Annotated in this window: 12 protein-coding genes; all 12 read left to right on the forward strand. The window is 67.5% G+C overall.

The features are described from left to right. Window positions 1–9: 9 nt before the first annotated feature. Window positions 10–1,206 carry a mannonate dehydratase gene (uxuA, locus tag QW845_RS26495; protein ID WP_315804461.1) on the forward strand — a complete coding sequence of 399 codons (1,197 nt, stop codon included), beginning with the start codon at window positions 10–12 and terminating at the stop codon, window positions 1,204–1,206. Between the two features lie 86 nt (window positions 1,207–1,292). Further along, window positions 1,293–2,060, forward strand: a complete 768-nt coding sequence (locus QW845_RS26500; protein ID WP_315804462.1) for an SDR family oxidoreductase — start codon at window positions 1,293–1,295, stop codon at window positions 2,058–2,060. Window positions 2,061–2,093: 33 nt separating this feature from the next. Beyond that, a complete protein-coding gene (locus tag QW845_RS26505) occupies window positions 2,094–3,125 on the forward strand; it encodes an L-idonate 5-dehydrogenase (RefSeq protein ID WP_315804463.1) in 1,032 nt (343 codons plus the stop codon). Window positions 3,126–3,172: 47 nt separating this feature from the next. After that, window positions 3,173–4,069, forward strand: coding sequence for a sugar kinase (locus QW845_RS26510; protein WP_409997971.1), 897 nt, complete (start codon window positions 3,173–3,175; stop codon window positions 4,067–4,069). Beyond that, window positions 4,066–4,710, forward strand: a complete 645-nt coding sequence (gene eda, locus QW845_RS26515) for a bifunctional 4-hydroxy-2-oxoglutarate aldolase/2-dehydro-3-deoxy-phosphogluconate aldolase (protein ID WP_315804465.1) — start codon at window positions 4,066–4,068, stop codon at window positions 4,708–4,710. Before QW845_RS26510 ends, eda begins: the two co-directional genes overlap by 4 nt. Window positions 4,711–4,950: 240 nt before the next feature. After that, window positions 4,951–5,916, forward strand: coding sequence for a galactofuranose ABC transporter, galactofuranose-binding protein YtfQ (gene ytfQ, locus QW845_RS26520; protein WP_315804466.1), 966 nt, complete (start codon window positions 4,951–4,953; stop codon window positions 5,914–5,916). 218 nt (window positions 5,917–6,134) lie between these two features. Further along, window positions 6,135–7,685, forward strand: coding sequence for a sugar ABC transporter ATP-binding protein (locus QW845_RS26525; RefSeq protein ID WP_315804467.1), 1,551 nt, complete (start codon window positions 6,135–6,137; stop codon window positions 7,683–7,685). Next, window positions 7,682–8,674, forward strand: coding sequence for an ABC transporter permease (locus tag QW845_RS26530; RefSeq protein WP_315804468.1), 993 nt, complete (start codon window positions 7,682–7,684; stop codon window positions 8,672–8,674). Before QW845_RS26525 ends, QW845_RS26530 begins: the two co-directional genes overlap by 4 nt. Continuing rightward, window positions 8,671–9,666, forward strand: a complete 996-nt coding sequence (yjfF, locus tag QW845_RS26535; protein WP_315804469.1) for a galactofuranose ABC transporter, permease protein YjfF — start codon at window positions 8,671–8,673, stop codon at window positions 9,664–9,666. The genes QW845_RS26530 and yjfF overlap by 4 nt, the downstream gene beginning before the upstream one ends. Beyond that, window positions 9,663–10,406, forward strand: a complete 744-nt coding sequence (locus tag QW845_RS26540) for a FadR/GntR family transcriptional regulator (RefSeq protein WP_315804470.1) — start codon at window positions 9,663–9,665, stop codon at window positions 10,404–10,406. The genes yjfF and QW845_RS26540 overlap by 4 nt, the downstream gene beginning before the upstream one ends. Then, entirely contained in the window at window positions 10,403–12,139 is a 1,737-nt protein-coding gene (locus QW845_RS26545) for an IlvD/Edd family dehydratase (protein WP_315804471.1), read from the forward strand. Before QW845_RS26540 ends, QW845_RS26545 begins: the two co-directional genes overlap by 4 nt. 10 nt (window positions 12,140–12,149) lie before the next feature. After that, window positions 12,150–13,079: a dihydrodipicolinate synthase family protein gene (locus QW845_RS26550; RefSeq protein WP_315804472.1), complete on the forward strand. Its 930-nt coding sequence runs from the start codon at window positions 12,150–12,152 to the stop codon at window positions 13,077–13,079. Window position 13,080 lies beyond the last annotated feature (1 nt).

The following is a 13,080-nucleotide window of genomic DNA, read 5'->3' on the forward strand; positions in this document are numbered from 1 at the left end:
GGTGACGACATGGAACAGACGTGGCGCTGGTTCGGACCCGATGATCCCATCACTTTGCCGCAGGTTCGCCAGACCGGCGCGACCGGCATCGTGACGGCGCTGCATCACATCCCCTACGGCGTGGTGTGGAGCACCGATGAGATCATCAAGCGCATCGGCGTGATTGAAGGCGATTCATCGCTGCGGCTGCGCTGGAGCGTGGTCGAGAGCCTGCCGGTCTCCGAGGCCATCAAGCTGGGCGAGGGCGATCTGACGTCCTTGTTCGACAACTACCGCCAGTCGCTGCGCAACCTCGCCGCCTGCGGCGTCACCACCGTCTGCTACAATTTCATGGCGGTGCTGGACTGGACCCGCACCGAGCTCGCCTTCCGTCTGCCGGGCGGCGCCACGGCGCTGCGCTTCGATATGGATCGTCTGGCTGCGTTCGACTGCTACATCCTGCAGCGGCCCGGCGCCGAGGCGGAGTTCTCCGCCGACGTGCTCGACCGCGCCAAGGCCTGGGTGGCACAGGCGTCCGAATCCGACAAGGACCGGCTGCTCGCGACCATCATGGCCGGGCTGCCCGGCGCCTATGACCGCTATGACGTGCCCGGTCTGCGCCGCATGCTGGAGAAATATCGCGGCATCGGCCATGCCGAGCTGCGCGCCAACTACGCGCGCTTCCTGCGCGCGGTGGTGCCTACGGCCGAGGAATGCGGCGTCAGCCTCTGTGTCCATCCCGATGATCCGCCGCGTGACCTGTTCGGTCTGCCGCGCGTGGTGTCCTCAGCCGAGGATCTGCAGTTCATCGTCGATGCCGCCCCGTCGAAGGCCAACGGCCTCACCTTCTGCACCGGCGCGCTCGGCGCCGGCGGCCACAACAACGTCCCGGCGCTCGCCGAGCGGTTCGCGCCGCACATCCGCTTCGTGCACCTGCGCAACGTCACCAAGATGCTCGACGGCTCGTTCATGGAGGCGGAGCATCTGCGCGGCGACGTCGACATGGTCGCGGTCGTGACGACCTTGCTGAAGGAGCAGGCCCGGCGCAAGGCGGAAGGCGAGCCGGACTGGCGGATCCCGTTCCGGCCCGACCACGGCCATGAGCTCGCCGACGACATCGGCCGCGGCACCCATCCGGGCTATCCGCTGGTCGGCCGCCTCAAGGGCCTCGCCGAGATCCGCGGGATCATGACCGCGGTGGCGGCCATTAACCGCTTGCCGGTCTGATCCCGCCGGTGCCGGACAACCCGCTTGTCAGCGCGCGTCCCGTGGCCGAGGATGCCGGCCCGCATTTGCCCATTCGAGTTGAACAAATGTCGACCTCGCTCTTCGATCTCTCCGGCAAGACCGCGCTGGTGACCGGCTCCTCGCGCGGCCTGGGCCGCGCCATCGCGGAGGGTTTTGCCAAGGCGGGGGCGCGGCTCGTCATCAACGGAACCGACCCCGCGCGTACCCTGGCTGCCGTGGAAGAATTCCGCGCCGCGGGCCATCAGGCAGAGGCCTGTCCGTTCGACGTGACCGATGAGGACGCCGTCGTCGGCGCCTTCACGCGCTTCGACGCCGAGGGGATCGCGATCGACATCCTCGTCAACAATGCCGGCATCCAGCACCGCAAGCCGCTGGTCGAGTTCACCACGGATGAGTGGCGCCGCGTCATCGAGACCAACCTCACCAGCGCCTTCGTGATCGGGCGCGAGGCGGCCAAACGCATGATCCCGCGCAAGAGCGGCAAGATCATCAATATCGGCTCGCTCGGCAGCGAGCTGGCACGGCCGACCATCGGGCCCTACACCACGGCGAAGGGCGGCATCCGCAACCTGACCCGCGCGATGGCGGTCGAATGGGCGGCGCACGGCATCCAGGCCAATGCAATCGGACCGGGCTACATGCTCACCGACATGAACCAGGCGCTGATGAGCAACCCCGACTTCAACAACTGGCTGATGTCGCGCGTCCCGTCGAAGCGCTGGGGCCGGCCGGACGAGCTGGTCGGCACCGCGATCTTCCTGGCCTCGGAGGCGTCGACCTATGTCAACGGCCAGACCATCTATGTCGACGGCGGCATGCTGGCGGCGATGTAGGATCGCGGAAGACAAGAGACAGGGAGGCCGGCCATGCGTGCGGTCGTCATTCACGCGCCGAAAGATCTGCGCATCGACAGCTTTCCCGATCCGGCGCCGGGACCCGGCGAGGTGCGGGTCAAGATTGAGGCCGGCGGGATCTGCGGCTCGGACCTGCATTACTATCATCACGGCGGCTTCGGCACCGTGCGCATCAGGCAGCCGATGGCGCTGGGCCATGAGATCGCAGGCCACGTTGCCGCGGTCGGTGCCGGCGTGACCGGCCTCGCCGAGGGCACGCGCGTCGCCGTCAATCCGAGCCTGCCCTGCGGCCGCTGCAGCTATTGCCGCGAGGGGCTGCGCAACCAATGCCTCGACATGCGCTTCATGGGCAGCGCGATGCGTGATCCCCACGTGCAGGGCGGCTTCCGCGAGTTCGTCACTGTCGATGCCTCGCAGGCCGTGCCGATCGCGCCGTCGCTGTCGCTCGGTGAGGCCGCGATGGCCGAGCCGCTGTCGGTCTGCCTGCATGCGGCGCATCAGGCCGGCTCGCTGCTCGGCAAGCGCGTGCTGGTGACCGGCTGCGGCCCGATCGGCGCGCTGTCGATCCTGGTGGCGCGCTACGGCGGTGCGGCCGAGATCGTGGTCACCGACATTGCCGATGCGCCGCTGGCGGTGGCGCGCACGCTCGGTGCCAGCCATGCGTTCAATGTCGGGGCGGAGCCGTCGGCGCTCGATCCGTGGCGGAGCGGGAAGGGCACGTTCGACGTGCTGTTCGAGGCCTCCGGCAACCAGGCCGCCTTGCGGGCCGCGCTCGACGTCATGAGGCCCGGCGGCGTCATCGTCCAGCTCGGGCTCGGCGGCGAGATGACCTTGCCGCTCAACACGCTGGTCACGAAGGAGCTGCAATTGCGCGGCACGTTCCGGTTCGACCGCGAATTCGAGCTGGCGCTGCGGCTGATGGGCGAGGGGCTGCTGGACGTCAAGCCGCTGATCTCGGCTGCGCTGCCATTCGAGCAGGCGGTCGCCGCCTTCGAGCTCGCCAGCGATCGCAGCCGGTCGATGAAGGTTCATTTGACGTTTTGATGGATGGATTGACGCCGATGAAAGTCGCCTGCATCGGAGAGTGCATGGTGGAGTTTGCGCAGGAGGACGGCTCGCTGTTCCGGCGCGGCTTCGGCGGCGACACGCTCAACACCGCGCTCTATCTGGCCCGGCTCGGCGTGCCCACCTCCTACGTGACGGCGCTCGGCGATGATCCCCTGAGTGCCATGATGCTGGCGGCCTGGCAGGCCGAGGGCATCGACACCTCGGAGGTGCTGCAGGTCGAGGGCCGCGTGCCCGGCCTGTACATGATCGAGCGCGATGCCAAGGGCGAGCGCAGCTTCCTCTATTGGCGCGACCGCGCGCCGGCGCGCGAGCTGTTCGATCGCGCCGACCGCGACATGCTCGACAGGCTCTCGCGCTTCGACTGGATCTATCTCTCCGGCATCAGCCTCTCGCTCTATGGCGAGACCGGCAAGGCCAAGCTGCGCGAGCTCTTGACGGTCGCACGCAAGCGCGGCGCGCGCGTGGTGTTCGACGGCAACTACCGGCCGCGCGGCTGGGCCAGCCGCGAGGTGGCGCAGCGCGCGTTCCGTGCGATCCTGCCGCTGGTCGACGTCGCGCTGCCGACGCTGGAGGACGAGCAGATGCTGTTCGGCGATGCCGACGCCTCCGTCAGCCTGCGTCGCTTCAAGGACGCCGGGGTCAACGAGGTCGTGGTCAAGCGCGGCGCGCGCGGCTGCCTGATCCATGCCGATGGCGTGCTGGTCGACATCGCGCCACCTGCGGTGCTCAAGCCGATCGACACCACGGCGGCCGGCGATTCCTTCAATGCGGGGTATCTCGCCGCGCGCATCAAGGGCGCGCCGCCCCGCAAGGCGGCGTTGGCCGGCCACCGGCTCGCCGGTGCCGTGATCATGGCGCCGGGGGCGGTGATCCCGGCCACCGCGATGCCGCGGGACATTCTGACGATGAGCGAGGCGTGATGAACAATTTGGACAAGCGCGCGAAGCTCGATGCGGTCTTCGCGCTGGCGCCGGTGATCCCGGTGATCACGATCGAGGACGCGGCGCATGCCGTGCCGCTTGCGCGTGCGCTCGTCGCCGGCGGCCTCCGCGTCATCGAAATCACTTTGCGGACGCAGGCGGGGCTCGATGCCGCGCGCGCGATCATCGATGAGGTGCCGGACGCCGTCGTCGGCATCGGCACGGTGCTGACGCCGGCGGACTACGAGCGCGCCGCCAGGCTCGGCGCCGCCTTCGCGATCAGTCCGGGCCTCTCGCTCGGCCTGCTCGACGCCGCGAATGCCGGCGAGATGCCGTTCGCGCCGGGCATTCAGACCGCCTCTGATCTCATCGCCTGCGTGACGCGGGGCTATGAGCTGGTGAAGTTCTTTCCCGCGGTGCCGGCCGGCGGGCTCGCGGCGCTCGACGCGCTAGCGGGTCCCTTCCCGAACGTGCGCTTCTGTCCGACCGGCGGCATCAATGCCGGCAACGCCGCGCAATGGCTGGCGCACAAGAAGGTCGTTGCGATCGGCGGCTCGTGGGTCGCACCCGCGGCCGACATTAAGGCCGGTTCGTGGGCCGCGATCGAGCAGCGCGCCCGCGAGGCGACGAAGCTGCGCTGATCCAGCCTATCCACAACTTAAAATTTGTTTGTGTCCGACGCTTATCTTCGGCGGCAGTGGGGCTGCGCCGGCGCCTGTCACTCTCAAAAAGTATTACAGTCAAATAATATGACTAGTCATCCCCTGGGTTCCGTGAAATAACGGACGTCACCGGCCGTCGAGGCGGGTGAATAGGTGCGTCGGCACCGCTGTTCGCGGCGGCGCATCAAAAAACAGTACCTTTTTGGGAGAGAACGTCTGATGACCCTGAAAGCCCTCTTTGCGGCCTCGGCCACGGCCGCCTTGTTGCTTGCCACGTCCGCTGGCGCCGCGGAGCTGACCGTCGGCTTCTCGCAGATCGGATCGGAGTCCGGCTGGCGCGCCGCCGAGACCTCGGTCTCGAAATCGGAAGCCACCAAGCGCAAGATCAACCTGAAGATCGCCGACGCCCAGCAGAAGCAGGAAAACCAGATCAAGGCGATCCGCTCCTTCATCGCCCAGGGCGTGGACGCGATCTTCCTCGCGCCGGTCGTGGCTTCGGGTTGGGACGCCGTGCTGAAGGAAGCCAAGGAAGCCAAGATCCCGGTCGTACTGCTCGACCGCGACATCGATCCCTCCGGCAAGGACCTCTATCTGACCGCCGTCACCTCGGACAGCGTGCATGAGGGCGAGGTCGCCGGCGAGTGGCTCGCCAAGACGGTCGGCGGCAAGGCCTGCAACGTCGTCGAGCTGCAGGGCACGGTCGGCGCCAGCGTCGCCACCAACCGCAAGAAGGGCTTTGACGCCGTCGTCGCCAAGAACGCCAACCTGAAGGTCGTGCGCAGCCAGACCGGCGACTTCACCCGTGCCAAGGGCAAGGAGGTGATGGAGAGCTTCATCAAGGCCGAGAACGGCGGCAAGTCGATCTGCGCGGTCTACGCCCACAACGACGATATGATGGTCGGCGCGATCCAGGCAATGAAGGAGGCCGGCCTGAAGCCGGGCAAGGACATCCTGACCGTCTCGATCGACGCCGTGCCGGACATCTTCAAGGCAATCGCCGCCGGCGAGGCCAACGCCACCGTCGAGCTGACGCCGAACATGGCGGGGCCGGCGTTCGACGCGATCGTGGCCTTCAAGGAGAAGGGCACCGTTCCGCCGAAGTGGATCCAGACGGAATCGAAGCTCTACACCGCGACGGACGATCCGCAGAAGGTCTACGACAGCAAGAAGGGCTTGGGCTACTGAGCTGAAGCCTATGTTGTTGCCGTCGTCCTGGCGAACGCCAGGACCCATAGCCACCGATCTTTGTGAGGTCTGCGGTATTGGCCCAGTGCCTCAATCGATTATTCCGCGGTATGGGTCCCGGCGTTCGCCGGGACGACGAAATCAGGTGCTGGCGTCCGCTCATTCGGCGGGCGTCAGCTTCCTGGCTGATGTCCAATCGTCGCGCCAAGTAGTTCGTCATGTCTGATCCTTCAGCTCCGCCGGCGACGCGTCCAGCCCTGCTGGAGATCCGCGGCCTGACCAAGAGCTTCGGGGCGCTGAAGGCGCTTGACGACGTCGACTTCACCCTGGGTGAGGGCGAGATCCATGCGCTGCTTGGCGAGAACGGCGCCGGCAAGTCGACCCTGATCAAGGTGGTCACCGGCGTGTTCGCGCGTGACGCCGGCACCGTGCGGCTCGCCGATCGCGAGATTGTGCCACGCTCGGCCAAGGACGCGGTCGATGCCGGCATCGCCACGGTCTATCAGGAAGTGAATCTGCTGCCGAACCTCTCGGTGGCACAAAATCTCTACCTTGGCCGGCAGCCGGCGCGGTTCGGCGTCGTACGCGAGGCCGAGATGCGCCGGCGCGCGCACGCGCTGCTGCTTGATTATGGGCTGGACATCGACGTCGGCGCGCCGCTTTCGAGCTACTCGGTCGCGGTCCAGCACATCACCGCGATCGCGCGCGCCGTCGATCTGTCGGCGCGCGTCCTCATTCTCGACGAGCCCACGGCGAGCCTCGACCGCCACGAGGTCGAGATCCTGTTCAGGGTGATGCGAAAGCTCGCGGCTGATGGCATCGGCATCGTGTTCGTCAGCCACTTCCTCGATCAGGTCTACGAGATCTGCGATCGCGTCACGGTGCTGCGCAACGGCCGGCTGATCGGCACGCGCGAGATCGCCGATCTGCCGCGGCTCGACCTTATCAGAATGATGCTGGGGCGCGAGCTCGCCGAGACCACGCACGAGCGCGCGGCGAGCCAGCCCGACACGGCGCGGGAGGTCTGCGTCAGCTTCAAGGGCTACGGCAAGCGCGGCTATCTCGCGCCGTTCGATCTCGAGCTGCGCCGTGGCGAGGTCGTCGGGCTCGCGGGCCTGCTCGGCTCCGGCCGCACCGAGACGGCGCGGCTGGTGTTCGGCGCCGAGCGCGCCGACAGCGGCGAGGTCACGATCGACGGCAAGGCCATCAGGCTGAATTCGCCGCGCGATGGTGCCGGCCTCGGCTTCGGCTATTGCCCCGAGGAGCGCAAGACCGAGGGCATCGTCGCCGACCTCACCGTGCGCGAGAACATTGTGCTGGCGCTGCAGGCGCGGCGCGGGCTGCACCGGCCGCTGTCGCGGCGCGAGCAGGACGAGATCGCGATGCGCTACATCCGCATGCTCGACATCCGGCCGCCCGATCCGGAACGCCCGATTGGCCTGCTGTCGGGCGGCAACCAGCAGAAGGCGCTGCTGGCGCGCTGGCTCGCGACGTCGCCGAAGCTCCTCGTCCTCGACGAGCCGACGCGCGGCATCGATGTTGGCGCCCATGCCGAGATCATCCGTCTGGTGCGTGAGCTGTGCGAGCAGGGGCTGGCGCTGCTCGTGATCTCCTCGGAGCTCGACGAGATCGTGACCTATTCCAACCGCGTCGTCGTGCTGCGCGACCGCGCCCATGTCGAGGAGCTGAAGGGCGACGCCGTCGAGGTTTCCAGCATTCTTGCGGCGATCGCGGCCGATGGTGAGCCTGTGCGCGAGGCCGTGTCATGACGCTTCGCATTCCGCGCCGTGGTCTCGCGCAGGCGTTCGCGCTGATCGTGATCCTGATCATCGATCGCACGGTGTCGCCGCAGTTCTTCAATCTCCATCTGCAGGACGGCCGGCTGTTCGGCAGCGTCATCGACGTGCTCAACCGCGGCACGCCGGTGGCGCTGCTGTCGCTGGGCATGGTGCTCGTCATCGCGACCGGAGGCATCGACCTTTCGGTCGGCGCCGTCATGGCGATCGCGGGCGCCACCGCGGCGAGCCTCGCCGATACGCATTCGCTGCCGGTGGTCATTGGCTCCGCGCTCGCTGTCGGTTTGGTGTGCGGGCTGTGGAACGGCATTCTCGTCGCTGTCCTGCGCATCCAGCCGATCGTCGCCACGTTGATCCTGATGGTGGCGGGGCGCGGCATCGCGCAGCTGATCACCGAAGGGCGCATCGTCACCTTCACCTCGCCGGATCTGGTGTGGATGGGCAACGGCGCCGTGCTCGGCCTGCCGACGCCGGTCGTGATCGCGATCGGCATGCTGCTGCTGACTGGGGCGGTCGTGCGCGGCACCGCGCTCGGGCTCTTGATCGAGGCGACCGGCGGCAACGCGCGCGCCAGCGAGCTGTCGGGCGTCGGCACGCGCGCCATGATCCTGGCGGTCTATGTCTGGTGCGGCCTGTGCGCGTCGCTCGCCGGCGTGATCGCCGCGGCCGACATCATGGGTGCGGACGCCAACAATGCCGGGCTGTGGCTGGAGCTCGACGCGATCCTCGCGGTCGTGATCGGCGGAACCTCGCTGTTCGGCGGCCGCTTCAGCCTGGTGCTGGCGGTGGCCGGCGCACTGATCATCCAGGCCATGAACACCGGCATCCTGTTGTCGGGCTATCCGCCGGAGCTCAATCTGCTGGTCAAGGCCGTGGTCGTTCTCGCCGTCCTGCTGGCGCAGTCGCCGCGGCTCGGCGATCTCTCGCGCTTCACCGCGCGCTGGCGGAGGACCAAGCCATGAAGGCCTCGACCTCGGCTGCGATCACCGCCTTCGTGCTGGTCGCCGGCTTTGCGCTGTGCGCGCTGCAATTCCCGAACATCGCTTCGACCCGCGTCGTCGCCAATCTGCTCACCGACAACGCCTTCCTCGGCATCGTCGCCGCCGGCATGACCTTCGTCATCATCTCCGGCGGCATCGATCTCTCGGTCGGCTCGGTGATCGGCTTCACCACGGTGTTCACGGCGCTGGCGATCGAGCGCTGGGGCATTCCGCCCTTCGCCGCCTTCGCGCTGGTGCTGGTGCTGTGCGCGCTGTTCGGTGCCGCGATGGGCGCGGTCATTCACGTCTTCGATCTGCCGCCCTTCATCGTGACCCTCGCCGGCATGTTCCTGGCGCGCGGCGTCAGCTTCCTGCTGTCGACCGAATCGATTCCGATCACCGCCCCGATCTACAGTGCCGTCTCCGACTTCGCGATCCGCCTGCCAGGCGGCGGACGGCTCACCGCGATCGCGATTGCGATGCTGGTGATCCTGGTGCTCTGCGCGTTGCTGCTGCATTTGACCCGGTTCGGCGTCAACGTCTACGCGCTCGGTGGCAGCCGTGTGGCGACAGCCCTGATGGGCATTCCGGTCGGGCCGATGACCATCCGCATCTATATGCTGTCGAGCGTGCTTGCGGGCCTCGCCGGCATCGTCTTCTCGTTCTACACCGCGGCCGGCTATTCGCTTTCGGCCGTCGGTGTCGAACTCGATACCATCGCTGCCGTGGTGATCGGCGGAACCTTGTTGACCGGCGGACAGGGCTCGGTCATCGGCACCTTCCTTGGCGTCCTGATCCAGGGCATGATCCAGACCTACATCAATTTCGACGGCACGCTGTCGAGCTGGTGGACCAAGATCGCCACGGGGGTTCTGTTGTTCGTTTTCATTGCGCTGCAGCAAGGTCTGATGGCGCTCGCGCGCCGCTCATCCGTCAAGCCCGCCGCGGCCAAGCCGGTGGGGGCGCCGACATGACGACGTCGCACATCGTCTCGATTCCGACCCGGCGCGCGCATTCCAACCATGCCGAGGTCGCCCGCAGCATCGGCATCGACATCATCTCCGGCCGGTTGGGCGAGGGGGCGCGGCTTCCGGGTGATGCCGAGCTGACCGCGACCTTCGGCGTCTCACGGCCGGTGCTGCGCGAGAGCGTGAAGACCCTCGTTGCAAAAGGTCTGCTGTCGACCAAGGCCCGCGTCGGCACCGTGGTGCGCGGACGCTCGGACTGGAACATGTTCGATCCCGACGTGCTCGCCTGGCACCTCGACGCCGGCATCGACAAGCGCTTCCTCGCCGACCTCGCCGAAATCCGGCTGGCGATCGAGCCGCGCGCCGCGGCGCTCGCGGCCGAACGCCGCACGGAGGACGACGTCGCGGCGATGCGCAAGGCGATGGCGCAGATGGAGCGCGAGCCATCGACATCGGTGGCTTTCGCCGAGGCCGACCTGGCGCTGCACATCGCGATCGCCAACGCCTCGGGCAATCCCTTCATGCGCTCGATCGGCGCCGTCATCGAGGCGGCGTTGCGTGCATCGTTCGTCCTGAGCGCGCCAATCGAGACCGCCGATCGCGACACCGTGCTGGTCTGGCACCAGCGCATCATCGACGCGATCGCGGATGGAAACGCCGAAGGCGCCTCCGAGGCCATGATCGAAGTCATCTACAACGGCCGGCGGCGCCATGCGCAGTCGGCTGCACGAACGGACCAGGAATGAGCAACGACAACGAGAAGAAGACGCTGCGGAGCCAGGCGTGGTTCGGCCGCCAGGACAAGATGGGCTTCTACTATCGCTCGTTCCTGAAGAACAGCGGCACGCCGCAGGATCGCTTCGAGGGCCGTCCGGTCATCGGCATCTGCAACACCTGGTCGGAGCTGACACCCTGCAACGCGCATTTCCGCGTCATCGCCGAGCATGTCCGCCAGGGCGTGCTCGATGCCGGCGGCTATCCGCTGGAGTTTCCGGTCTCCTCGCTCGGCGAGGTGACGATGCGTCCGACCGCGATGCTGTTCCGCAACCTCGCCTCGATGGATGTGGAGGAGGCGATCCGTGCGCATCCGCTCGACGGTGTCGTGCTCTTGATGGGCTGCGACAAGACCACGCCGGCGCTCTTGATGGGCGCGGCCTCCGCCGACCTGCCTGCGATCGGTGTTTCAGGCGGCCCGCAACTGCGCGGCGTCTATCGTGGCCAGATCATCGGCTCCGGCACCAACATCATCTCGATGAGCGAGCAGCTGCGTGCCGGCGAGATCACCTTGAAGGAATTCCACGAGGCCGAGGCCGGCATGAACCGCTCCGCCGGCAGCTGCATGACCATGGGCACGGCCTCGACGATGGCCTCGATGGTCGAGGCACTCGGCATCGGCCTGCCCGAGAATGCCGCGATCCCCGCCGCCGATGCGCGCCGCAACCTGCTGGCCCGCATGGCCGGACGGCGCATCGTCGAGATGGTCGGCGAAGACCTCAAGCCATCGGACATTCTCACCCGGCAGGCGTTCGAGAATGCGATCCGCACGCTCGCGGCGATCGGCGGCTCGACCAACGCTGTGGTGCATCTGCTTGCGATCGCCGGACGTGTCGGCGTTGAGCTCACGCTCGACGACTTCGACCGTCTGTGTCGCGACGTGCACTGCCTGGTCGACCTGATGCCGTCGGGCCGCTTCCTGATGGAGGACTTCTACTACGCCGGCGGCCTGCCGGCGGTGCTGCGTGCGCTCGGCGAGCGCGGCCTGTTGCACAAGGACGCCCGGACCGTCAACGGCAGGACGCTGTGGGACAATGTCGCCGAGGCGCCGAACTACAATGCCGAGGTCATCACGCCGTTCGAGACGCCGTTCAAGACCGAAGCCGGCATCGCGATCCTGACCGGCAACCTCGCCCCCAACGGCGCCGTCATCAAGCCGTCGGCGGCCTCGCCGGAGCTGATGAACCACACCGGACGCGCCGTCGTGTTCGAAAGCGTCGAGGAAATGCACGACGCGGTCGACGACGACAATCTCGACATCGATGCGTCCTGCATCATGGTGCTGAAGAATTGCGGGCCGAAGGGCTATCCGGGCATGGCCGAGGTCGGCAACATGCCGCTGCCCGCGAAAGTGCTGCGCCAGGGCGTGCGCGACATGATCCGAATCTCGGACGCACGCATGTCCGGCACGGCGTACGGCACCGTGGTGCTGCATGTCGCCCCGGAAGCCACCGTCGGCGGGCCGCTGGCGCTGGTCAAGAATGGCGACATGATCACGCTGGACGTCGCTGGCCGCCGGCTGCATCTGCATGTCAGCGACGAGGAGCTCGCCGCGCGCCGCGCCGCCTGGACGCCGCCGAAGCCGCATGCGGCCCGCGGCTATCAGAAGCTCTACATCGATCACGTGCTGCAGGCCGATCGCGGCGTCGATTTCGACTTCCTTGTCGGCCGCACCGGCTCGCCCGTGCCGCGCGACAATCACTAAAGAGGTGCCCATGACCGCTTCCGCCAAAAAGCTCTACAAGGGCGTCTTCCCGGTGGCGCCGACCGTGTTCGACGCCGACGGCCGCCTCGACCTCGAGGGCCAGAAGCGCGCGATCGACTTCATGATCGATGCCGGCTCGCACGGCATCTGCATCCTCGCCAACTTCTCCGAGCAGTTCGTGCTGACCGACGACGAGCGCGATCTGGTCATGACGACCGTGCTGGAGCATGTCGCCGGCCGCGTGCCGATCATCGTCACGACGACGCATTTCTCGACCTTTGTCTGCGCCGAGCGTTCGCGCCGGGCGCAGGAGAGGGGCGCCGCCATGGTCATGGTGATGCCGCCCTACCATGGCGCGACCTTCCGCGTGCCGGATAGCTCGATCTACGAGTTCTATCGCGGCGTGTCCGACGCGATCTCGATCCCGATCATGGTGCAGGATGCGCCGGTCGCCGGCACGCCGCTGTCGGTGCCGTTCTTGGCGCGCATGGCCAAGGAGATCGAGAACCTCGCTTATTTCAAGATCGAGGTGCCGCGCGCGGCGGACAAGCTGCGGGCGCTGATCGAGGCCGGCGGCGTGGCGATTGAAGGCCCGTGGGACGGCGAGGAGGCGATCACCCTGATGGCCGACCTCGATGCCGGCGCCACCGGCGCGATGACCGGCGGCGGCTATCCCGACGGCATCCGCAAGATCATCGATCCGTATTTCGCGGGCGACCGCGAGGCCGCAGCCGCCGCCTATGAGCGCTGGTTGCCGCTGATCAACTACGAGAACCGGCAGTGCGGGCTTGCGACCTGCAAGATCCTGATGAAGGCGGGCGGCGTGATCAAGCACGACACGCTGCGCGCGCCGCAGCCGCCGATCCATCCGGCGACGCAAAAGGGCCTGATCGAGATCGCGCGCCGGCTCGACCCGGTCGTGCTGCGCTGGGGACGCTAGA

It is taken from the genome of Bradyrhizobium sp. SZCCHNS3002, assembly GCF_032377435.1.
GTDB lineage: Bacteria > Pseudomonadota > Alphaproteobacteria > Rhizobiales > Xanthobacteraceae > Bradyrhizobium.

What these genes read in the sequence shown, in the direction of transcription:
- yjfF (WP_315804469.1), top strand. Translation starts at nt 8,671, where the DNA reads ATGAAGGCCTCGACCTCGGCTGCGATCACCGCCTTCGTGCTGGTCGCC.
- QW845_RS26550 (WP_315804472.1), top strand. Translation starts at nt 12,150, where the DNA reads ATGACCGCTTCCGCCAAAAAGCTCTACAAGGGCGTCTTCCCGGTGGCG.
- QW845_RS26505 (WP_315804463.1), top strand. Translation starts at nt 2,094, where the DNA reads ATGCGTGCGGTCGTCATTCACGCGCCGAAAGATCTGCGCATCGACAGC.
- QW845_RS26525 (WP_315804467.1), top strand. Translation starts at nt 6,135, where the DNA reads ATGTCTGATCCTTCAGCTCCGCCGGCGACGCGTCCAGCCCTGCTGGAG.
- QW845_RS26540 (WP_315804470.1), top strand. Translation starts at nt 9,663, where the DNA reads ATGACGACGTCGCACATCGTCTCGATTCCGACCCGGCGCGCGCATTCC.
- QW845_RS26545 (WP_315804471.1), top strand. Translation starts at nt 10,403, where the DNA reads ATGAGCAACGACAACGAGAAGAAGACGCTGCGGAGCCAGGCGTGGTTC.
- QW845_RS26500 (WP_315804462.1), top strand. Translation starts at nt 1,293, where the DNA reads ATGTCGACCTCGCTCTTCGATCTCTCCGGCAAGACCGCGCTGGTGACC.
- uxuA (WP_315804461.1), top strand. Translation starts at nt 10, where the DNA reads ATGGAACAGACGTGGCGCTGGTTCGGACCCGATGATCCCATCACTTTG.
- QW845_RS26530 (WP_315804468.1), top strand. Translation starts at nt 7,682, where the DNA reads ATGACGCTTCGCATTCCGCGCCGTGGTCTCGCGCAGGCGTTCGCGCTG.
- ytfQ (WP_315804466.1), top strand. Translation starts at nt 4,951, where the DNA reads ATGACCCTGAAAGCCCTCTTTGCGGCCTCGGCCACGGCCGCCTTGTTG.